The 19,721-nt window shown below is 64.1% G+C and carries 21 protein-coding genes; 15 read left to right on the top strand and 6 right to left on the bottom strand.

Annotated features, from left to right (window positions below; all coding sequences use genetic code 11):
* Positions 1-617: 617 nt before the first annotated feature.
* The 3 genes from AC1PLU_RS09450 to AC1PLU_RS09440 all read left to right on the top strand — a co-directional run bounded on the left by AC1PLU_RS09450 (position 618) and on the right by AC1PLU_RS09440 (position 4,639).
* Positions 618-1,445: a DUF932 domain-containing protein gene (locus AC1PLU_RS09450; RefSeq protein ID WP_481108295.1), complete on the top strand. Its 828-nt coding sequence runs from the start codon at positions 618-620 to the stop codon at positions 1,443-1,445.
* A gap of 78 nt (positions 1,446-1,523) precedes the next feature.
* The gene (locus AC1PLU_RS09445; RefSeq protein WP_481108294.1) at positions 1,524-3,566 is read left to right on the top strand and encodes a ParB/RepB/Spo0J family partition protein; all 2,043 of its coding nucleotides are present in this window, start codon (positions 1,524-1,526) and stop codon (positions 3,564-3,566) included.
* Positions 3,567-4,324: 758 nt separating this feature from the next.
* Entirely contained in the window at positions 4,325-4,639 is a 315-nt protein-coding gene (locus AC1PLU_RS09440; protein WP_481108293.1) for a DUF736 domain-containing protein, read from the top strand.
* Between the two features lie 94 nt (positions 4,640-4,733).
* Here the strand turns inward: AC1PLU_RS09440 and AC1PLU_RS09435 are convergent, their stop codons facing one another.
* The 3 genes from AC1PLU_RS09435 to AC1PLU_RS09425 are packed head-to-tail and all read right to left on the bottom strand — an operon-like array spanning position 4,734 to position 6,626.
* Positions 4,734-5,672 (bottom strand): hypothetical protein, encoded by a 939-nt coding sequence (locus AC1PLU_RS09435; RefSeq protein ID WP_481108292.1) that lies wholly within the window; start codon positions 5,670-5,672, stop codon positions 4,734-4,736.
* Positions 5,662-6,318: a Fe(II)-2OG oxygenase family protein gene (locus tag AC1PLU_RS09430; protein ID WP_481108291.1), complete on the bottom strand. Its 657-nt coding sequence runs from the start codon at positions 6,316-6,318 to the stop codon at positions 5,662-5,664. The genes AC1PLU_RS09435 and AC1PLU_RS09430 overlap by 11 nt, the downstream gene beginning before the upstream one ends.
* A 23-nt stretch (positions 6,319-6,341) precedes the next feature.
* On the bottom strand, positions 6,342-6,626 hold the full coding sequence (locus AC1PLU_RS09425; RefSeq protein ID WP_481108290.1) for a helix-turn-helix domain-containing protein: 285 nt from the start codon (positions 6,624-6,626) through the stop codon (positions 6,342-6,344).
* A 284-nt stretch (positions 6,627-6,910) separates the two neighbouring features.
* Here AC1PLU_RS09425 and AC1PLU_RS09420 point away from each other — a divergent pair, with 284 nt between their 5' ends.
* From AC1PLU_RS09420 to AC1PLU_RS09380, 9 genes are all read left to right on the top strand, one after another.
* The gene (locus tag AC1PLU_RS09420) at positions 6,911-7,261 is read left to right on the top strand and encodes a DUF2958 domain-containing protein (protein ID WP_481108289.1); all 351 of its coding nucleotides are present in this window, start codon (positions 6,911-6,913) and stop codon (positions 7,259-7,261) included.
* Positions 7,262-7,598: 337 nt separating this feature from the next.
* Positions 7,599-8,396: a DUF2285 domain-containing protein gene (locus AC1PLU_RS09415; protein WP_481108288.1), complete on the top strand. Its 798-nt coding sequence runs from the start codon at positions 7,599-7,601 to the stop codon at positions 8,394-8,396.
* Positions 8,397-8,479: 83 nt separating this feature from the next.
* Complete coding sequence (locus AC1PLU_RS09410) at positions 8,480-8,764, top strand: helix-turn-helix transcriptional regulator (RefSeq protein ID WP_481108287.1); 285 nt, start codon at positions 8,480-8,482, stop codon at positions 8,762-8,764.
* Positions 8,765-8,790: 26 nt separating this feature from the next.
* Positions 8,791-9,624: a replication initiator protein A gene (locus AC1PLU_RS09405; protein WP_481108286.1), complete on the top strand. Its 834-nt coding sequence runs from the start codon at positions 8,791-8,793 to the stop codon at positions 9,622-9,624.
* A gap of 265 nt (positions 9,625-9,889) precedes the next feature.
* Positions 9,890-10,528, top strand: coding sequence for a ParA family partition ATPase (gene parA / locus AC1PLU_RS09400; protein WP_481108285.1), 639 nt, complete (start codon positions 9,890-9,892; stop codon positions 10,526-10,528).
* Positions 10,525-10,812, top strand: coding sequence for a chromosome partitioning protein ParB (locus tag AC1PLU_RS09395; protein ID WP_481108284.1), 288 nt, complete (start codon positions 10,525-10,527; stop codon positions 10,810-10,812). Before parA ends, AC1PLU_RS09395 begins: the two co-directional genes overlap by 4 nt.
* Positions 10,809-11,366, top strand: a complete 558-nt coding sequence (locus tag AC1PLU_RS09390; protein WP_481108283.1) for a DUF2840 domain-containing protein — start codon at positions 10,809-10,811, stop codon at positions 11,364-11,366. The genes AC1PLU_RS09395 and AC1PLU_RS09390 overlap by 4 nt, the downstream gene beginning before the upstream one ends.
* A complete protein-coding gene (locus AC1PLU_RS09385; RefSeq protein ID WP_481108282.1) occupies positions 11,363-11,962 on the top strand; it encodes a S26 family signal peptidase in 600 nt (199 codons plus the stop codon). Before AC1PLU_RS09390 ends, AC1PLU_RS09385 begins: the two co-directional genes overlap by 4 nt.
* A 436-nt stretch (positions 11,963-12,398) precedes the next feature.
* A complete protein-coding gene (locus AC1PLU_RS09380) occupies positions 12,399-14,384 on the top strand; it encodes a relaxase/mobilization nuclease domain-containing protein (protein WP_481108281.1) in 1,986 nt (661 codons plus the stop codon).
* A 14-nt stretch (positions 14,385-14,398) separates the two neighbouring features.
* Here the strand turns inward: AC1PLU_RS09380 and AC1PLU_RS09375 are convergent, their stop codons facing one another.
* The 3 genes from AC1PLU_RS09375 to AC1PLU_RS09365 form a co-directional block, all read right to left on the bottom strand.
* Positions 14,399-15,250, bottom strand: coding sequence for an aldo/keto reductase (locus AC1PLU_RS09375; protein WP_481108280.1), 852 nt, complete (start codon positions 15,248-15,250; stop codon positions 14,399-14,401).
* A 101-nt stretch (positions 15,251-15,351) separates the two neighbouring features.
* Positions 15,352-15,945 carry a flavodoxin gene (locus AC1PLU_RS09370; RefSeq protein ID WP_481108279.1) on the bottom strand — a complete coding sequence of 198 codons (594 nt, stop codon included), beginning with the start codon at positions 15,943-15,945 and terminating at the stop codon, positions 15,352-15,354.
* Positions 15,946-15,962: 17 nt separating this feature from the next.
* Entirely contained in the window at positions 15,963-16,946 is a 984-nt protein-coding gene (locus AC1PLU_RS09365) for an aldo/keto reductase (RefSeq protein WP_481108278.1), read from the bottom strand.
* A gap of 236 nt (positions 16,947-17,182) precedes the next feature.
* Between AC1PLU_RS09365 and AC1PLU_RS09360 the strand changes: the two genes are divergently transcribed.
* The 3 genes from AC1PLU_RS09360 (at position 17,183) to AC1PLU_RS09350 (ending at position 19,719) form a co-directional block, all read left to right on the top strand.
* Positions 17,183-18,112 carry a LysR family transcriptional regulator gene (locus AC1PLU_RS09360; protein ID WP_481108277.1) on the top strand — a complete coding sequence of 310 codons (930 nt, stop codon included), beginning with the start codon at positions 17,183-17,185 and terminating at the stop codon, positions 18,110-18,112.
* Between the two features lie 385 nt (positions 18,113-18,497).
* Positions 18,498-18,959, top strand: coding sequence for a (R)-mandelonitrile lyase (locus tag AC1PLU_RS09355; protein ID WP_345899301.1), 462 nt, complete (start codon positions 18,498-18,500; stop codon positions 18,957-18,959).
* Positions 18,937-19,719: a carboxymuconolactone decarboxylase family protein gene (locus tag AC1PLU_RS09350; protein ID WP_481108276.1), complete on the top strand. Its 783-nt coding sequence runs from the start codon at positions 18,937-18,939 to the stop codon at positions 19,717-19,719. Before AC1PLU_RS09355 ends, AC1PLU_RS09350 begins: the two co-directional genes overlap by 23 nt.
* Positions 19,720-19,721 lie beyond the last annotated feature (2 nt).

Raw genomic sequence — 19,721 nt, 5'->3', positions numbered from 1 at the left:
CCTCCGCTATGTTTTTTAAATTAATAGCAAGCTATATTCGCCGAAATATGGCGGAGCGTTCGAGTCTTGTCAGAGCCGATGTACAGCTCTGGCCGAAGGCAGCCAACTCGTACAAATCGATAATAAGCGAAACACATCAGTACGTCTCCGCTTTGCGGACCGCGCTGCTCCAGGTTCGCTACCCGCTCATCCCTGGCGGGACTGGCTATCGCCAGCCTTCCACATCCCTGACGCCTCCGGCCCGGCTTCCAGCTTCGGGCCTGCGCGCTTCGCTTGCGTGCGGTCGGCACACAGGGATGGCCGTTGCCTTGTCCAGCCGTCTCCCCTGACTTCATCACCTTACCCGCGACCGTAGCCCGCTCCCGTGTGCCGTCAAGGCGCGCAGGGCCGTGTCCTCGGCTGCGCCTGCGGGCCGCACCAACCCTGCGCTTGTCTCCTTGACGGCCCCCGTCCGCGCGCTCCTTTGGCCGCGGGCGATGAACTCAGGAAAGACGGTGGCAACAGGGCCAACCGGGTTCCTCGTGCCGACCGCACCGAACAGCCGAAAGGCTGGGCTCCGAATCTAGGAATCCGGTGTGCGGTTTGAACAGCAAACCCTTTTCGTCAGGAGAAATGCCATGCAACTCGCATCCCGATTCGCTTCCCGTTCCCCGTCGCTGCGCAGCGACTACCCGCTGTCCGATGACCAAATCCGCCGCGTGGCCCCGTCCATCTTCGCGGACGCCCCGCATGAGAGCCGTTCCGAGCGCTACAGCTATATCCCCACCGCCGCCGTGCTGACGGAGCTTCGCAAGGAGGGATTCCAGCCTTTCATGGTGGCGCAGACCCGCGTGCGCAACGAAGACCGCCGCGACTTCACCAAGCACATGATCCGGCTGCGCCATGCCAACCAGATCAACGATGCAGAAGCCAATGAGATCGTCTTGCTGAACTCGCACGACGGCACCAGCAGCTATCAACTGTTGGCTGGCCTGCTGCGCTTTGTCTGCCAGAACGGATTGGTATTCGGCGACACCGTGGCCGATGTGCGCGTGCCCCACAAGGGCGACGTGGCCGGTTCCGTCATCGAAGGCGCTTACGAAGTCTTGCGCGGCTTCGACCGCGTGCAGGCATCCCGCGATTCCATGCGCGCCATCACCTTGGACGATGGCGAATCCGAAGTGTTCGCCCGCGCCGCGCTGGCCCTCAAATACGACGACCCCGACAAGCCCGCGCCCATCACGGAATCGCAAATCCTGATGCCGCGCCGCTTTGATGACCGCCGCCCGGACTTGTGGAGCGTGTTCAACCGCACGCAAGAGAACCTGACCCAAGGCGGCCTGCGCGGGCGCAGCGCCAACGGACGCCGCCAGCAAACCCGCCCGGTGCAGGGCATCGACCAAAACATCCGCCTCAACCGTGCGCTTTGGCTGCTGGCCGATGGCATGCGCCAGTTGAAAGCCTGAATCCCCACGCGGCAGGGGCAGGCAGCAGCCCTTGCCGCTTCTCTCGCTGCTGCATCCCAACCGCTAGGAGTTATCACCATGAACGCCGTTACCCAAACCGAAACCCGCGCCATCGAAACCGCCGCGCCGCTGGAAGTGGCCGACCCGACCAAGAACCTGATTTTGGTTCCGCTCTCGCAGTTGCTGCCGCGCCGCTCCAAGCGCAACGCACGCAAGACCCCGCGCCTGTCCATTCCCGAACTGGCCGCGAGCATCGCCCGCATCGGCCTGCTTCAAAACCTCGTCGTCATTCTTACCGCCGATGGCGAGCAGTACGAAGTGGTGGCCGGCGACCGCCGCCTGACCGCATTGAAGCTGCTGGCGAAGAAGAAGCGCATCGCCGCCGACTTTGAGGTGCCTTGCCTGCTGGTGCCCGATGCTTCGGCCCGTACCGTCAGCCTCGCGGAAAACCTGCTGCGCGAGCAGATGCACCCGGCCGACCAGTTCGAGGCGTTCGCCGCGCTGGTCAAGGAAGGCCGCCCCCTCGAAGACATTGCCGCCGACTTCGGCGTGTCCCCGCTGGTGGTGCAGCGCCGCTTGAAGCTGGCCAACGTCTCGCCGCGCCTGCTGGCCGACTACCGGGCCGGAGCCGTTACGCTGGAACAGTTGATGGCCCTGACCATCACCGACGACCACGCCGCGCAGGAAGCCGCGTTCTACGGAGCGCCCGAATGGCAGCGTGGCGCATCCGCGCTGCGCGAACGCCTGACCGAACGCGAAATCGACGCCACGCATCCGCTGGTGCGCTTCGCCGGGCTGGACACCTACACGGCGGCGGGCGGCGGCATCCGCCGCGACCTGTTCGCGGAAGGCGATGCCGGAACCTACCTGACCGACGCCGTGCTGCTGGAAACGCTGGTGCGCGGCAAGCTGGATGCGCTGGCCGGGGACGTGCGCGCCGAGGGTTGGGCGTGGGTGGAAGCCGTGCCGCACATGAGCTACGCCGAGCGGCAGGCGTTCCAGAACGCGCCGCGCCAGCGCCGCGAACCGAGCGCCCGCGAAGCCCGCCGCATCGCATCGCTGCAAACCCGTCTCGACAAGATCGACGCCGAACTGGAAGAAGCCTACGACGCCGAGGACGAGGACAAGACCGAGGCGCTGGAACCGCGCCGCGAACAGGCCGCCGGGGAACTGCAAGCCGTGGAGGAAGCCTTGCAGGGCTACGCCCCGGACGTGCGCGCCGTGGCCGGTGCCATCGTCACCCTCGACCGCAGCGGCGAAGCCGTGATTCATCGCGGGCTGCTGCGCGAAGCCGAAGCCAAGGCGCTGCGCACGCTGGAACGGTTGCGGCAGGGTTTCGGCAGCGCGGAGGACGAAGCCGGGAACGACGACGAAGGCGAGGACGCCGAGCAGCCCAAAGCCGCGAGCCTGTCCGACCGGCTCGCGCAGCGGTTGAGCGCGCACCGTACCGCCGCGCTGCAAATCGAAGTCGCGCGGCATCCGCAAGTCGCACTGGCCGCGCTGGTGCATGGCATGGTGCAGACCGTCTTGCAGCCCCACACCTACGGCGACGGTTTGCCGCTCGGCGTGCGCCTGACCGTGCAAGACCGGCTGGAAGGCATGGCCCCCGACTGGCCCGAGTCGCCCGCCGCCGTGGCCCTGCGCGAGTTGCAGCAGGTCGCGGGCGAAGCGCTGCCGCAGGACAGCGCCGAACTGTTCGCCGCGCTGCTGGCGATGGAGCAAGGCGAACTGGCGCGGCTGCTGGCCGTGTGCGTGGCTTCCACGGTGGACGTGGTGACGCCTCGCGCCACGACGCAGCAACCGGGCGCGGAACTGGCGCAGGCCGTGGGGCTGGACATGGCGGCATGGTGGAAGCCGACCGCCGAGGGTTATTTCCGCCACATCGCCAAGCCCGCGATTCTGGAAACCGTGGGCGAGTTCGCATCGGCCCACGTCACCCGACTGGCGAAGTTGAAAAAAGGCGACATTGCCAGCGAAGCCGAGCGGCTGGCCGATGGTACGGGCTGGATGCCCGCCGTGTTCAAGAGCGGACACGACACGGAGCCGCAGGAAGGCACGCAAGACGTGGATACGCCGGAAGATGCCGCCGACGAAGTGGAGACCCACGCGCTGGCCGCGTGACATAGCAGCATAGCCCCGGCGCACAGCGCCGGGGTTTCACTTCAAACCGGGCGCGGCAGGTCTGCCGCGCCCGGTTTGAACGTCCACCGCAAAACCGCCCCGTCGCCGCCTTCGACCAGGCGGCGACGTGGCGGACGTGCAAGTGCCTTGCACGCGGTACGGCGATCGGCGCCCGCTGACGCGGGCAAGGTTTCGATGGCGCCCCGCCGCAATGGGCGGGGCTTGTGGGGCTACGCCCCGGCTTGCTGCGGCAGGTTGTGCCAAAGCGTGCCGTCCTCGACGCTGGCGGTTCGCGCTTGTACGTCACGAAGGACGGTTCACCGACACGCCACCCGGCTTCGCTATGGAGCATCCACGCCACGCCTCAAGCCCGTCGCCGCAATCTGCGGCAAGAGGCGTTCTCGCTTGTTGTTGGGGTGTTGGCCTTGCCCGCGTCAGGGCGCAAGCCGGTGAAGCCGTCACGCGGGGATGCCGAGTCGGCCACGTCTCCATTCGGGAGCGGGCGGCCCGTGCGTCCTTGGCTTGTCGTGAATCCTTGGCGAGGGAACGGCTGCGCCTTGGGCTTCATGGCCGCAACCTTCCAGCAAAAACAATTTCCCCACCGCTGCGCGGCTTCCTCGCGCAGCAAATTCTTTTCGCTTCCAGGTTCTCCACGCTGTTGCGACCGCTACGCGGTGCGGCCAGCCCATCCCCCGCCGGCCGGATCACAACAAGGACGCACTGGCGCGACCTTGTTCAACCCGAAAGGAGAAATCATCATGGCTAACATCGGCACCTTCACCGCAGAGAAAGACGGCTTCACCGGCTCGCTTCGCACCCTGACGCTCAACGTGAAGGTCAAGCTAGTTCCCAACGACAAGGGGGACAACGACAACGCCCCCGACTTCCGCCTTCAGGCGGCCAGCCACGACATCGGCGCGGCGTGGAAGAAAACCAGCGAAGCCGGACGGCCATACGTGTCCGTGACCCTCGATGATCCCTCGTTCCCGGCGACGGTCTATGCTCGCCTGATCGAAGGCGAGGACGGCACGCACGACCTGATCTGGTCGCGCAGCAAGCCCAAGGCGGCCTGACGGCCACCTACCGCGCCTCGCCCTTGTGGCGGGGCGCTCTATGCGCCTTCAATTCTCAATTGTGGCTATCGATGCTGAGAAATCCTTCAACACTTTACGGCTCGTTGTTGTCTTCATCCATTCCCGAATAGCGATCCCTAAAGTCATCTTCAAAATAGTCTACGGGATCTGTATATGCGGTCGAAGTGTAGGTGCCGCCGAGACCGCAAGCACTGAGCTTGGAGTAACCAACAATCTTCAGTGCACATGCTTTGCATTCGAAGTGAGATGGCAACATCGGTTGCCGAACAACGATCATTCCGTCTTTCATCGTTGATGATTCTGGGCCTGCAGGGGTTCCTTGAACTAGCGCAATGCTTTGACAAGCAGGGCATGAAACGCGATGACCGTCCGCTCTAGATGACAGCATTTCAGCTTGCTTCGCGAGCTTGGCTCGGTCTGCGACATCCTTCTCTTCCCAGACCGTCTTATGCGCGTTAATCGTTCCCTTTACTGCCTTGGCCGCCTCGTCTTTTAATGCCTGAATAAGGGTTGCTGCCGTCGCAACCTCTTGGTCGCCAAAAATTTGAGCCATTGACACACTGATTGCGTCAAGTAGGGTTTGGCAGCACGCATAGTATTGAGGCAGCCATGATGTCCCAAGTTCGTCAAAAGCAAGCGAACCACTATGCAACTCCGAGTTCCGGCGCTGGAAATGGAGTACGCAGAAATTCGTCATCTCCCGGTTGAAGGCGGGAAATAAAGCCTCGGCACGCGAAACAGCTTCCGATATGTCAATAGACTTTGGGGAAATCTTCGCTCCAGATGCTTTTTTTCCCAATGCAAAAGCGATGTTGTTCCAATCTTTCGCATCCGAGAGTAAGGCTGGCGATACTTTTGAAATTGATGCGCGCACGATCATTTCCAAGCATAACGCAGACCAGAATCCAAATTGCCACTCCTCCCGAGGCTGCTCAAGCATCAGCGATGCATATCTCTGAGCTTTGGATAGTAAGGCTTCGGGCGACCACTCATGTGGCGTCTTACTCGTCATGTTCTTCCCCAGATAAATATGCTCTTTCTATACGGCGGATCGATGGCGATTTGCCAGCAGCACTACGACCATGCAGTGTTGTCCAGTTATCGATCAGGATAGTCCTGCCTGGCTTGTCGAAAATGATCTCCGCAACACGGCAAGGAAGTGGCTGATCAACCAATGCAGCCTGTACTTGTCGAGCTTCATTATTCGCAGGAACCAGGAAAAGTCGGTCCCACCGGAATACTCCTCGCTGACGAAGATGCAATAGAAACATCTGGCCATCTAGACGACGACGAGGTCGGAACATCGCACGATCTAAGGTGCCGACCGATATGTTTCGCAGTGCCTCACGATGGTGAACTACCAGAGTAGCCACCGCGGGATCTCCTATAAGGCACCGCAGCATGAGGTAACGAGGTGGAATATGCCAATGCGCTAAGTCAGTGTGTAAAGGCAATTCCCCCACACCGTAGTTTCCGGCGTAAGTATTTGGCGGCTTCGCCGTAGTGGGATTGACGGTCAAGGATTCCGGTTGCTTCCAGAGCCTGCATCCAAGCTCAGCACCTATTCGGTTTGCAGCCTCCAAGGTAGTTGCCTCGGGATAAAACTCGCCAAGATCAATAAACCCATCAATCGCCAGTGCTCTAGTCATGTCCACCATAGGTTCGCCTCAACCAGCCAGCCTCACATTTCCTTCATTAGGACTTGCAGCTCCTGTCGAATCTGCGCCAGCAATCGATCGATCTTGGTGGGGTCGCTACCTGCATAGGCCAACGTCAGCAACGTGAGCGGATGTACACCCATGACCTCGCATAGCTCGGCCAGCTTGTTCACGGTTGGGCTTTTCAGGTCGCGCTCCAGCGAACTTAGATAGGTGCGACTCGACACGTCAGAGAACGCTTCCTGGCTCAAGCCACGCGCTTTTCTGACCGTTCTTATTGCAGTCGCCAGTGAATCCTTCGCTGCCACCTATGGTTCCCCCGAAAAACCAAGATGACACCCGATTGCGCCCTATAGGGCTACAATCTATAGTGTTCATTTGCAAGAAATTGGCTCGCCTTCGTGCTTCTACGAAAATCCGCATCCGTGCCTTTCCTGATCTGCACAATTCCGCTTCTGCGTTTCCGTGCATGTACGGATTCGACGGCTTGCGCCTGCGTGCTTCCCCACGAAAGCACGCATCCGCTTCGCCGGTTTCTCGCTTTGGCGGGAAGGCGCATCCTTGCATCGTCGGATTTGCGGGAGTTCCGGCCATGACCGAACCGCTCATCACCGCCGATCAGCGCACGCAACTGCTCGCCGTCGGCGAGGCACGCGCTGCTGGTCGGAGCATCGACCCGATGCCGGCAGTGCGGCTGTTTACCCCTGACGCGCACGCGACCTGGCTGCTGGCCGCGCTCGATCCTGCCGATGGCGATATGGCATGGGGACTGATCGACCTGGGAATAGGCATGCCCGAGCTGGGCCATGTGAAGCTGTCCGATCTGGCGTCCATCGTCGGGCCGCGCAAGCAGCCGGTGATGCGCGATCGCTATTTTCAGCCGGTGCGGCTGCTGTCGGAGTACCTACGGTTGGCCGAAGAAAACGGCTCGATCACCGACTGAGCAACCCCAGCCAGCCACGGCGCATTCTGACTATTTCGGTCTTACCCAAGACCCGGAAGGTCTGAATCCACACTCTTGCACCGAAGCGGTGCGCTTCTGATGCAAACAGTCATGATCTTTGGCGCGGGCTGCCGCACGGTGCTCCATGTTGCGCGCCATTTTTCCGGCGGCGCGGCCGTCGCATTCAGACGATCTCAGCAATGCCCCGGAGCGAATCAGTCTTGACACCAGCAGTTACAGCCTACCCCGATTTCGATGACGACTTGATGGCGATCCGATAGCTCCCGCACGCCGGAATCCGTGGCGACGTTCCTGCTGAATGACAGGAGGTTGCGTCATGGCTGACCCGAGCGCCGAACACTGGTATCCGACCGCCGCGTATCTCTACACGCTGCACCTCGACGGCCCCGCGCTGGCGTGGGAATACCTGCGCCGCCACCCCGACTACCGCCGCGACTGGCTGCGCCGTCGCCGTCGGCCGGAGGCGGCGGACGCCTGGGGGCTTCGTCTGCTGGAAGATCCCGCCCTGGATGCGCGCGACGCGCATCCGGCCTGGTTCCCCGATGCCGACGCAGTGGTTCAGCTCTACCCGGATGCTGACCCGCCACCCGATGCGTTGGTCTTTGCGTTCTGGCGCATTCCCGGCCAGAAGCATCTGATCCACGATGGCAAGCGCCTGGTGCTGCTGACGCGCTGGCCGGGCTGCTGCCTGCGGCTGATGATCGCTCCCGGCCTGGCCGATGGCATGGCCTACGCCTATGCCATCCGTGCCTGCGCCACGCCTTGCGCCCGCTATCAGGCACTGGCGGCCGAGCTGGACAAGCTGGCCACCGTTGGCGATGCCGTGCCTGCGGGGACGGCACTGCCACGGCCGGCACCCGCTGCGTTGTTGGAGTTGAACACGCTCCAGGCGCTCGACGGCACCCTCGCGGGCGCGTCCCTGCGCGATGTGGCCGAAGGGCTGTTCGGTGCCGATGCCGTCGCGGATGACTGGTACGCCGACAGTGCCTTGCGCGCTCGCGTGCGACGACTGGTACGCCGGGGCGATGCGCTGATGCGCGGCGGCTATCGCCGCCTGGCACAGCTTCCGCCCGTTGCACAGGGACGCGCTGCATCCCCTGCAAAACGTCCCTGAGCAGGAAGCCTTGCTTTCTTGAGACTGCCTCCATCCGGCCGCGCTGTGTGGCTGGGCTTTGCCGACCGATGGAGGTTCACACCATGCGACCCGCACCCTTGCGGCCTGCCGCCGCTGCCGTTGCCGCGCCCGCGCAACCCCAACGCTATCTGACCAACGACGAGGCCGCGGAGTATCTGCGCCTCAGCCCTCGCACGCTGGAGAAGCAGCGCGTGATCGGCGGTGGCCCCAAATTCCGCAAGTTCGGCCGGCGCGTCATGTACGCCGTGAGCGATCTCGATGCCTGGGCCAACCAGCGCAGCTACGAGGCCACGTCCGACCCGGAATACGCCGAACGTCACGCGGGCGACTACCGTGATGGCCGCTGATCGTCGGCTCGCCGGTGGCCGCCGTCATGTCCAGCCCACGGCAGGAGCGGGAACAGCTCGACCTGTTTCGCGCGCTGCCGGGCGACATGGCGCCGCGCGACAGCCAGGACTTGATGGCCTTTCCGTTCTTCTCGCTGGCGAAGTCGCGGCGCACGGCGCCGATCGACTTTCGCAGCGGGAACATCACCATCCGCGTGGAAGGCATGGCCGAGCACGGCATCGCCACGATATGGGATGCCGACGTGTTGATATGGGCGGCCTCGCAGATCGTGGAGGCACGCGACGCGGGTATTCGGCCGTCGCGCTGGATACGCGCCACGCCCTACGAGATCCTGCGCTTCATCGGACGCGGCACGTCGCTCAACGATTACCTGCGCCTGAAAGCCGCGCTCGACCGGCTGCAATCGACCAGCGTGGCGACTTCCATCCGCGAAACCACCGGGCGGCGCTTGCATCGCTTCTCCTGGGTGAACGAATGGCGCGAGCTGTCCGACGCCAGTGGCACGCCATTGGGCATCGAACTGATACTACCCGACTGGTTCTATGCCGGCGTGCTCGATGCCGCTCTGGTGCTGACCATCGACCCGGCCTATTTCCGCTTGAAGGGCGGCATCGAGCGCTGGCTGTACCGCCTGGTGCGCAAGCACGGCGGGCGGCAGGAACACGGCTGGCAATTCGACTTCCGACACCTGCACCGCAAGTCCGGCAGCGCGGCGCGCTTCTCGGACTTTGCCTACGACCTGCGCGTGCTGGTCGTGCGGCAGTCGTTGCCCGGCTATGTCCTCGGCATCGAGCGCATGCCAGGCGACAACACCGAACTGCTGACCTTCCGGCCCGTGCCGGCCACGGCACGGGGATAACTGCGGGAAAAGCTGTGGACGGTCTCGTGCTATCAGGAGTACCAGGTATCGTGCTATCGGGAGTATGCCTATCGTGCTATCAGGAGTACGAAAACGCCGCAAAGCCAGTAACGGCGCGGGTTTCCGGCCCCTCTAACTTACCTAACTATAAATCTCTAACTTTTAGTAGAAGCGCGCCGTTGCGGTGGACAACCACGAAACGGCACAGCGAACAGCGTTTTGCATGGCAGGCAAAGCCCGGCTTTCCAACATGGGAGGCCGCGTCATGATCGTCGCCTTGCTCAACCAGAAAGGCGGCGTCGGCAAGACCACGCTCGCCACGCACATCGCGGGCGAGCTGGCGCTGCGCGGCCTGCACGTCATCCTGCTGGATGCCGACCCGCAAGGTTCCTCGCTGGACTGGACGCAGCGGCGCAGCCAGCAGGGTTTGCCCCGGCTGTTCAGCGCCGTGGGCCTCGCCCGCGAGACGCTGCACCAGGAAGCGCCGGAACTGGCCCGCCGCGCAGATCACGTCATCATCGACGGCCCGCCGCGCATCGCCGCTCTGGCGCGCTCCGCGCTGCTGGCGGCAGAGCGTGTGCTGATTCCCGTGCAGCCCAGCCCGTATGACCTGTGGGCCAGCGCCGAGATGGTGGCGCTGATCCGCGAGGCGCAGGTGTTCCGGCCTGCGCTGCGCGCGGCCTTCGTCATCAACCGGCGCGTCAGCACCACCATCATCGGCAGGGAGGCGCGGCAATCGCTGGCCGAACAGCCGCTGCCGGTGCTACGCAGCGAAGTGCGCCAGCGCATCGTCTTCGCCGACAGCGTGGCCGCTGGCCGGCTCGCCCGCGAAACCGCGCCCGACAGCGCCGCCGCACGCGAGATCGCTGCTCTGGTCGATGAACTGCTGCGGTGGCCGGCATGAGCAGCGACAACACCACCCGCAACGGTTCTCGTGCCAGCAAGCGCGTCGGCATCGGCGCACGTCCGCCCGCGAATCCGCACGCCGAGGCGTGGATTCGCCAGGGCGATGCCGATGCGCTGAATAAGGGCGACCTATACACCGCACGCCTGACCCTCGACGTGGCGCCCGCGCTGCGCGCGCGCATCAAGATCGCAGCCTTCGGCCAGGGCGTGACCGTGGCCGAACTGCTGCGCGGCCTGCTGGAACGGGAGTTTCCCGACAAGCGCCCGGAGAACCCGCCATGAACGCTTCCGCCTTGCCTGCCGCCCGCGCGGCGACGGCTGCACCGGCTGCTGCGCCGCCGCCTTCGCTTTCGACGCTCGCCGGCCAGGCTGGCAACGTGCCGCTGACCCGCGTATCGCTCGCCTACATCGAACCGCGCTTCAAGCTCTACCTGCGTTTCGGCGAACCGGCGCGCACGCTGCGGCTCGACCGCTGGCGGCGCTGCGCGGTGTTCCTGCCGCGTGCAATGTTCTGCCGCGTGCGCTGGGAAGCAAACGACTACGGCACGATCCGCTGGCAGCTCATGGTGATGCAAGCCGCCACGCCGCTGGACGACATGCAGCGCATCCCCGGCGTGCGGCCGGGCGCACGCCTGCTGCTGCACGCCGAAGGCGAGAACGCGGTGCGTGCCGTGCTGGAACGCATCGACGGCATCGACGCGCAGGGCATCGCCGCCATCGACGTGTCGCCCGCGTACTGGCGCACGCTGGGCAACCGTCTGGCGGCCCGCCTGCCGCTGCCCGAATACACCGCCGAGCGGCACGCCGCCTGGCTGGCCGGGAGGGCGCTGCCATGACGACCCAATCCAACACCACATGCACGCACGAAGCCGCGCCGCATCCTCGCTCGCGCCTGCGCGTTCGCGTCGTGCTGGCGGGCTTTGCCGCCGTCGGCCTCGTTGGGCTGTCCTGGGCGGCGTTCGTGCAACCGCTGCCGCGTCTGACCTACAACCCGTCCGACAGCGTGGCGGTCGGCTGGTATCGCATCGAACCGTTCGACCCGCGCACCGCCTCGCTGCCACGTCCGCTGTCCGTGGACAGCATCGTGCTGGTGCCGCTGCCCGACAGGGCCGCCACGCTGGCTGCGCAGCGCGGCTACCTGCCGACGCGCGTGCCGCTGCTCAAACGTGTTGGCGCGGTCGCGCCGCAATACGTTTGCATCGTCGCCGGGCAGGTACGCATCGACGGCGTGCCTGCGGCCGCCGCGCTGCCTGCCGACCGGCTGGGTCGGCCGCTGCCATCCTTGCAGCTTTGCCGCCACCTCGAACCGGGCGAGCTGTTCCTCTTGAGCGTGACCAATCCGGCATCGTTCGACAGCCGTTATTTCGGCCCGGTCAGCGCATCCGCCGTGATCGGCGTCGCGCATCCGGTCTGGCTGGAGACGCGCCCATGATGACCGCCGATTCGCTGCACGTTGCCGTGCCTCTCATCGTGCCATCGGGCATGCCGTTCCGGCTGCTGCCGCCGTGTCGTCGCGCGTGCAGCGCGGGCGTATCCGCGCCGCACTTCGCGCACCATCCGGCGCAGCCGTCCAACGTGCAGGCGTCTTGCCTCGAACGCGCCCGGCCTGCGGCCATTGGCGCGTTCGCCGGCGGGCTCACAGCACCGCCGGGCCGCCGACGCCCGGAGCGACAGCGAAGGGCAAAGGCGGAAGGCAAGACAAAAGGACGCGGCACCGGGCCGCGTCGAAAGCCAGTCTGCACATGGGGGTGGCGCGGCACGGAGCGGCTTCGCCGCCGTGCCGCTTGGGGCGCGAAGCCCGCGCCGATGCGGGCATGTCTGCGTGCTTCGCACGACCGGACATGCCAGGGCTTGCAGGGAACGCAGCCATGACCGACCGCCGCGACGACGATTTCCGCATCCGCCCCAGCGCCCCGAAGAACGGGGGCCAGGGCTTCGTCTCCAAGGTGCTCAAGCAGGCAGGCAAGGCCAGCAGCGGCAAGTCCTCAGTGCGCCGTCCTGGGACGGCTGGCGGCACCGGGAGGGGCACAGGCCAGCGGCCCGGCTCACGCTTGGGGCGCGGCCACACGGCGGCGCGCTTCGCCGGGGCGAAGCTGACGCTAATGTCGCGGCGCGTGACCATCAAGACGCTGCTGGTCAACCAGCGCCAGGCCAGCCCGCAGTCGCTTGCCAAGCACCTGCGCTACATCGAGCGCGATGGCGTGGGCCGCGATGGCGAGCCGGGCCAAGCCTACGGGCCGCAGACCGATGCTGCCGACCTCGACGCCTTCAAGGAACGCTGCGCCGACGACCGGCACCATTTCCGCTTCATCCTCTCGCCGGAGGACGGCGCCGAGCTGGAAGACCTGCGCACCTACACGCGGCACCTCATGGGCCGCATGGAAGCCGACCTGGGCACGGGCCTCGATTGGGTGGCCGTCAACCACTGGAACACCGACAACCCGCACACGCACATCGTCGTGCGCGGACACGACGACACCGGCAAAGACCTCATCATCGCGGGCGACTACATCGCCGATGGCTTCCGCCATCGCGCCGCCGAACTGGCGACCGAATGGCTGGGGCCGCGCACCGAGCTGGAGATCCAGCAGACCTTGCAGCGCGAGGTGGAGCAAGAGCGATGGACGAGCTTGGATCGCACGCTCAAACGCGAGTTGGGCGACGATGGCTTGGTGCATGTCGAACGCCTCAACGAGCCGAGATTGCAACGCCAGCGCCTGCTGCTGATCGGCCGCCTGCAACGCTTGCAGCGCCTGGGCCTGGCCGACGAGATGCAGCCAGGCACCTGGGCCGTCCATGCTGATGCCGAAAAGACGCTAAGCGCCCTGGGCGAGCGTGGCGACATCATCCGCACCATGCAGCGGGCCATGCGCGGCGAGCCGCGCGAACTGGCGGTGTTCGAGCCGGGCGATGATGGCCGAACCATCCTCGCCCGCGTGGCCGCGAAGGGGCTGGCCGACGAGCTACGCGACCGAGGCTATCTGGTCATCGACGGGGTGGACGGCAAAGCCCACTACGTTGCGCTCAACGCCCGCGACGAACTGGCGAACTATCCGACCGGCGCCGTGGTGGAGGTGAAGGGATCGGCCGACGTGCGTGCGGCCGACCGCAACATCGCCGCGCTGGCGAGCGATGGCCTGTACCGCACCGACCACCACCTCGCCATCGCGCAGGGTCAGGCCGTGCCGGGCCGCGATCCGCAGGAAGTCGTCGCCGCCCATGTCCGCCGGCTCGAAGCCCTGCGCCGAGCCGGCATCGTGGAACGTGTCGCCGAAGGTCTATGGAAGGTGCCGGACAACCTGCCCGAGCAGGGCCGTCAGTACGACGCGCAACGCCTGGGCGGCGTGGCCGTGGAACTGAAATCGCACCTACCCATCGAGCGACAGGCCCGCGTGATCGGCGCCACCTGGCTCGACCAGCAGTTGATCGGCGGCGGCTCGGGCCTGGGCGACCTGGGCTTTGGTGGCGAGGCCAAGCAGGCGATGCAGCAGCGCGCCGACTTCCTGGCCGAACAGGGGCTGGCAGAGCGGCGTGGGCAGCGCGTGATCCTCGCCCGGAACCTGCTGGGCACGCTGCGCAATCGGGAACTGGCGCAAGCCGCCAAGGACATTGCCGCCGAAACCAGCCTGGAACATCGCCCCGTGGCTGATGGACAGCGCGTGGCCGGCATCTACCGGCGCTCCGTCATGCTCGCCAGCGGACGCTACGCGATGCTCGATGACGGCATGGGTTTCAGCTTGGTGCCGTGGAGGCCAGTCATCGAGCAGCGCCTAGGGCAGCAAATCGCCGCCACGATACGTGGCGGCGGGGTGTCATGGGAAATAGGCCGATCGAAGCTGCCTTCAATCGGATAGCGCCTTGAAGGCGGTCAAATGTCGAGCCGTCGTTCGCTCATCCACTTGACCATCGCCGGGTCACGGTGCGAGAAGAAACTGCTTTGGCCGGTTTCCAGCGTAGCGATCCTCTCCACGTCGGATTCATCGAGGTCGAAGTCGAAGATGTGCAGGTTTTCCTCCATCCGCTCTTTGCGCACCGACTTGGCCAAGGCCACGATGCCTCGATGCGTGAGCCAGCGCAGCACTACCTGGCCGACCGACTTGCCGTACTTGCGTCCAATATCGACCAGTACCTCGTTCTGGAAAAGATTGTTGCGCCCCTCCGCAAAGGGTGCCCATGCTTCCGGTTGCACGCCGCTTTCTCGCATGAAGGCCACGGCCTCCTCTTGCTGGAGGAACGGATTGACTTCAACCTGATTGACAGCCGGCGCAACGTCGTTGAAACCGATGATGTCCATCAGCCTGTCGGGATGGAAGTTGCTGACGCCGATCGCGCGCACCTTGCCCGCCTTCAGCGCATCTTCCATAGCACGCCAGGAACCATGCACGTCACCGAACGGCTGGTGGATCAGGTAAAGATCCAGATAGTCCAGTTGCAGCCGGCGTAGCGACTTGTCGATGGCCTGCTGGGTGTGCTCGTAGCCGGTATCTTGCACCCACAGCTTTGTGGTGACGAACAGATCGGTACGCGGCACGCCTGCCTGTTTGATGCCCCGGCCTACCGCTTCCTCGTTCAAGTAGGAGGCGGCCGTGTCGATCAGCCGGTAGCCGGCGCCTATGGCATCGACCACGCAGCGTTCACATTCTTGGGCATCGGCAATCTGGAAGACGCCGAAGCCCAGGATAGGCATCACGACGCCGTTGTTCAGTGTGACTTGTTGCATGATCTTGTCCTGTTCACTGGAAGGGATGGCTGCTGGAAAATTCGTTGGTTCTTGCGGCAATGGCCCGCTTGGAAAAGTGCGCGTCGCAACCTGCGCGCCTTTTATCCAACAGCGACTCCCTTGAGCCAGTCCGTCACACGTTCCATTGTCCGCCGCTCGGGGTCGGCCTCCATCAAGAACCCGTCCAGCCTACGCGCCTTCGGCGCATGGCTGGCGAGGACGGACTTGGTGTTGCCCAGTCCGTAGCCCCCATGAGTGACGAACGGGATCAACACCTTGTCGGACAGGTCATGCGCCGCCAGGAATGATCGGATCACGGGCGGCGGCGTTTCGCCCCAAATTGGAAAGCCGAGGAACACGGTGTCGTAGCTGGCGATGTTGTCCACCCTGGATGCCAGGGCAGGCTCGTAGCCGCTGTCGCGCTCCTTGCGCGCCTGTTCGACCGTCTCCAGATAGTCCTCCGGGTAGGCTTTGGCAGGCAGTATCTCGAACAGGTCGGTACGCCGGGCACGATGGATCAACCCGGCAACGACGCGCGTGTTGCCCGACCGAGAAAAATAGGCCACCAGCGTCTTGGAGCCTAAGCGGCGGTCGTCGCCGCTGCGCGTTGCGGCTTGGGTGGTGCCGCCGATGCCGAATGGTAGAGCTGCGAGTGCTGTCATCACCGTGCGCCTCGTCGAGTCGTAGTCGGTCATGCTTGCCTTCCTTTCTGTCAGTGGCCCCAGCCTGACTTGTGGGCCTGCGAATAGCGGTCGCCTTCGAGCTTGACCGAGGACACGGCAACGCGAATCTCACGTAGGTCATCAGCAGTCAGCAGCACGTCGGCTGCGCCGACGTTCTCGTCCAGCCGGTGCAGCTTTGTCGTGCCAGGAATAGGGACGATCCAAGGCTTCTGCGCGAGAAGCCAGGCGAGCGCCAACTGCGCGCGGCTGATTCGATGACGTGCTGCGATGCTGCCCAGCAGTTCCACGAGGGCAAGATTCGTATGTCTGGCTTCTTCCGAGAAGCGAGGGACGGTGCTGCGAAAGTCTCCGGCGTCGAACTTGGTGCTCTCGTCGATTGTTCCGGTCAGGAAACCCTTGCCGAGCGGCGCGAACGGTACGAAGCCGATGCCCAATTCTTCCAATGTTGGCAATATGTCCGCCTCGGGTTCACGCCACCACAGCGAATACTCGCTCTGCAAGGCGGTCACGGGCTGGACGGCGTGTGCCCGCCGAATCGTCTGCGCGCCGGCTTCTGACAAGCCGAAATGCCGAACCTTGCCCTGCGCAATCAAATCCGAGACTGCGCCGGCAACGTCCTCAATCGGCACATTCGGATCGACGCGGTGTTGGTACAGCAGGTCGATCATGTCTGTGCGCAGCCGCTTCAAGGAAGCGTCCACGGATCTCCGGATGTGCTCTGGCCGACTGTTGAGTGTCTTTAGATCATCCGGGCTGGACAGGTCGAAGCCGAACTTCGTGGCGATGACAACCTTGTCGCGCATCGGCGCAAGCGCCTCACCAACGACTTCCTCATTGATGAAGGGGCCGTAGATCTGCGCCGTATCGAAGAACGTGATGCCGCGCTCGAAGGCGCTCCGAATGAGCTGGATCGCGGTCGTCCGTTCTATTGCCGAACCGTACCCGTGGCTCAACCCCATGCAGCCCAGGCCGAGAGCCGAGACTTGCAGATTTCCGAGTGTGCGCTGTTGCATTGATGTTCCCTGGTTCAATAGGGAAGTCGCCTGATTCCACCCCAGCAAATGCGGTGTCGATCAAAGCTGGAAGCGGGCCGCAGATGTGACACAGCCGACTGGGCGGCGATTTCCGTTCGTCCATCGCCAAGGACAAGCCGAGAGCATCGCCCGTGGCGGACGACTTCAATGTATTCACTTTCCGAGCATCTGATTAGATGCTAAATTCGGCAAATACTTGTGAAACGGATTCATCAATGCCACGCGACAGCTACAACGACTTGCTCGCCTTCATCCAGGTGGCGCAACAAGGCAGCTTCACGCGGGCGGCTGCGCATATGGGTGTGTCTCCTTCCGCGCTCAGCCACGCGATCCGCACGCTTGAAGCACGCCTGGACGTTCGCCTGCTGACACGCACCACGCGCAGCGTTTCCACGACGGAGGCCGGCGACCGTCTGCTGGCCAGCGTCGCCCCGCACTTCGAGGACATTGATGCCGAACTGGCGGCCGTCAGCGAGTTGCGCAAGAAGCCCTCGGGCATTGTTCGCATCACGGCCTCCGAGTATCCGGCCACCTATCTCATCTGGCCCAAGCTCTCCAAGGTTCTGCCTGAGTACCCTGACATCACCGTCGAAGTCGCGGTGGACTACAACCGTACTGACATCGTTTCGGAACGCTTTGATGCGGGCGTCCGGCTGGGCGACGAGATCAACAAAGACATGATCGCCGTGCGCATCAGTGCCGACCAGCGCATCGCGGTCGTCGGTTCGCCGTCCTACTTTACCAACCGGGCCAAGCCAAAAAAGCCCGAAGATCTGGCTGAGCACAACTGCATCAACCTACGGCTTCCTACGCATGGAGGCTTGCTGCCCTGGGATTTTCAGAAAGGCAAGAAATCCCTAAAAGTCCGAGTGACGGGCCAATGGATCTACAACAGCGTCGGCCCGATCCTCAGAGCCGCACTCGCCGGGCATGGACTGGCGTTCCTGCCGGAAGACATGGTGCTAGAGCATCTGGCAAAAGGCGAACTGATCCGTGCGCTGGAAGATTGGTGCCAACCGTACTCCGGCTACCACCTCTATTACCCGAGTCGTCGCCAAAGCTCCGGGGCGCTGGCGGTCGTGGTTGAAGCAATACGCTATCAAGCGCCGCAAGGTCGCGGCAAAAGATCCAGAGCCAAGCCTTAACTTCTGACCGCACGCCAAGCGGGAAACCGGCGCTACACGGGGCTTGCCGTCCCACCCCGACCAGATTGATGAATTTATTTCACAAGACTTTGCCGATTTCTGCATCTTATCGCGCGCCTCTATCCCGATTAGATTCATGGGGCAAGTGCTCTGCACTCCTGTAGCGGCAGGCGGGTCGCCCCCAGCCGTTGAGTGGTGCGTTCATCTCGAAGCCCGTCTAACCACGATTTCAGCATAGGGCTTTGCTCGCCGCGCGCTCTTTGCGATGAGCCAGTCTATGGACGTGGGCATCAACGAGATCCCGCTCCGCTCTACGACGCAAGAGCTGTGACAAGCCCGAAAGAAAGGAGTCCGCCCCGTGAAGAAGTCTCTCTTAGGAATCGCCATGTGTACCGCCACTTCGTTCGTCAGTGCCGCAGAACCGCAGGGTCAAGCCGGAGCGCCGAGCCAGCAGATCACACGTGCAGGCGAGCAAGCGCCGACATACGGCTCGGCCGATTACTTCACAGGGCGCGTGAGGGTCGATCCCCTGTTCGCGCCCAACGAGAGCATCAACGCATCGGGCGCCTATGTGACTTTCGAGCCGGGCGCGCGCTCCGCCTGGCACACCCATCCTGCGGGACAGCGCCTGGTGGTGACCTCGGGCGTGGGGCTGACGCAGGAATGGGGCAAGCCGGTGCAAGTGATCCGTCAAGGCGATGTGGTGTGGTGCCCGCCCGGTGTGAAGCATTGGCACGGCGCTACGCCAAGTTCGGCGATGACGCACTTGGCCGTGGGCAGTTCCGTGGATGGCAAGTCCGTGACCTGGATGGAGAAAGTGACCGATGAGCAATACAACGCCCGCTAAGCGTGGCAGCGCCTTGGCAGCGGTTGCCGTTGCCCTAAGTCTCGGCCTTGCAGCCGTATCCGCCAACGCTCAGAACACGAAGGAGCCGCAAGCCGTGACCAGCTCGCAAATCCGCTCCGACTCCCTTTCCGCCAAGCAGCAGTCGATTCCTCTGATTGCCGCTGCTATGGCCGCGAGCGACATGCCCAAGCTCAACGCTGCCCTGAACGAAGGGCTGGATGCTGGGTTGACTATCAGCGAGGCCAGAGAAGTCCTCGTGCAGCTCTACGCCTACGCTGGCTTTCCCAAGAGCCTCAACGCGCTGGGGGAGTTAGTGAAGGTCTTGGAAGCGCGCCAGCAGCGCGGCGTTCAGGATGCGCCGGGGCGCGAACCTAGTCGCGCCATTCCAAGCGGCGACGAACTGCTCGCGGTCGGCGAGGCCAATCAGACCAAGATTTCCGGCGGGCCAGTCAAGAACGCGGTGACGGACTTCGCGCCGGTCATCAACCAGTACCTCCAGGCGCACCTGTTCGGCGCCATCTTCGAGCGCGACAACCTCGACTGGCAAAGCCGCGAACTAGCCACCGTTGGGGCGCTGGCCGCAATGCCTGGCGTAGAGGCGCAGTTGCGCTCGCATATGCGCGCCAGTTTGCGCGTGGGCCTGACGGCTACGCAGTTGCGTCAGTTGACTCAGGTATTGGCCGAGCGCGGCGACGCACAGGCGGCGAAGCGGGCGAGCGAGGCACTGACACAGGCACTCGCCGCTGCATCGGGAGGATGAAC

This window comes from Xanthomonas sp. NCPPB 2933, from assembly GCF_056725225.1.
Note: the sequence above shows the minus strand (reverse complement) of the source record. Positions and strands in the feature narration are given on the sequence as shown.

What these genes read in the sequence shown, in the direction of transcription:
- AC1PLU_RS09450 (WP_481108295.1), top strand. Translation starts at nt 618, where the DNA reads ATGCAACTCGCATCCCGATTCGCTTCCCGTTCCCCGTCGCTGCGCAGC.
- AC1PLU_RS09445 (WP_481108294.1), top strand. Translation starts at nt 1,524, where the DNA reads ATGAACGCCGTTACCCAAACCGAAACCCGCGCCATCGAAACCGCCGCG.
- AC1PLU_RS09440 (WP_481108293.1), top strand. Translation starts at nt 4,325, where the DNA reads ATGGCTAACATCGGCACCTTCACCGCAGAGAAAGACGGCTTCACCGGC.
- AC1PLU_RS09435 (WP_481108292.1), bottom strand. Translation starts at nt 5,672, where the DNA reads ATGACGAGTAAGACGCCACATGAGTGGTCGCCCGAAGCCTTACTATCC.
- AC1PLU_RS09430 (WP_481108291.1), bottom strand. Translation starts at nt 6,318, where the DNA reads ATGGTGGACATGACTAGAGCACTGGCGATTGATGGGTTTATTGATCTT.
- AC1PLU_RS09420 (WP_481108289.1), top strand. Translation starts at nt 6,911, where the DNA reads ATGACCGAACCGCTCATCACCGCCGATCAGCGCACGCAACTGCTCGCC.
- AC1PLU_RS09415 (WP_481108288.1), top strand. Translation starts at nt 7,599, where the DNA reads ATGGCTGACCCGAGCGCCGAACACTGGTATCCGACCGCCGCGTATCTC.
- AC1PLU_RS09410 (WP_481108287.1), top strand. Translation starts at nt 8,480, where the DNA reads ATGCGACCCGCACCCTTGCGGCCTGCCGCCGCTGCCGTTGCCGCGCCC.
- AC1PLU_RS09405 (WP_481108286.1), top strand. Translation starts at nt 8,791, where the DNA reads ATGTCCAGCCCACGGCAGGAGCGGGAACAGCTCGACCTGTTTCGCGCG.
- parA (WP_481108285.1), top strand. Translation starts at nt 9,890, where the DNA reads ATGATCGTCGCCTTGCTCAACCAGAAAGGCGGCGTCGGCAAGACCACG.
- AC1PLU_RS09395 (WP_481108284.1), top strand. Translation starts at nt 10,525, where the DNA reads ATGAGCAGCGACAACACCACCCGCAACGGTTCTCGTGCCAGCAAGCGC.
- AC1PLU_RS09390 (WP_481108283.1), top strand. Translation starts at nt 10,809, where the DNA reads ATGAACGCTTCCGCCTTGCCTGCCGCCCGCGCGGCGACGGCTGCACCG.
- AC1PLU_RS09385 (WP_481108282.1), top strand. Translation starts at nt 11,363, where the DNA reads ATGACGACCCAATCCAACACCACATGCACGCACGAAGCCGCGCCGCAT.
- AC1PLU_RS09380 (WP_481108281.1), top strand. Translation starts at nt 12,399, where the DNA reads ATGACCGACCGCCGCGACGACGATTTCCGCATCCGCCCCAGCGCCCCG.
- AC1PLU_RS09375 (WP_481108280.1), bottom strand. Translation starts at nt 15,250, where the DNA reads ATGCAACAAGTCACACTGAACAACGGCGTCGTGATGCCTATCCTGGGC.
- AC1PLU_RS09370 (WP_481108279.1), bottom strand. Translation starts at nt 15,945, where the DNA reads ATGACCGACTACGACTCGACGAGGCGCACGGTGATGACAGCACTCGCA.
- AC1PLU_RS09365 (WP_481108278.1), bottom strand. Translation starts at nt 16,946, where the DNA reads ATGCAACAGCGCACACTCGGAAATCTGCAAGTCTCGGCTCTCGGCCTG.
- AC1PLU_RS09360 (WP_481108277.1), top strand. Translation starts at nt 17,183, where the DNA reads ATGCCACGCGACAGCTACAACGACTTGCTCGCCTTCATCCAGGTGGCG.
- AC1PLU_RS09355 (WP_345899301.1), top strand. Translation starts at nt 18,498, where the DNA reads ATGTGTACCGCCACTTCGTTCGTCAGTGCCGCAGAACCGCAGGGTCAA.
- AC1PLU_RS09350 (WP_481108276.1), top strand. Translation starts at nt 18,937, where the DNA reads ATGAGCAATACAACGCCCGCTAAGCGTGGCAGCGCCTTGGCAGCGGTT.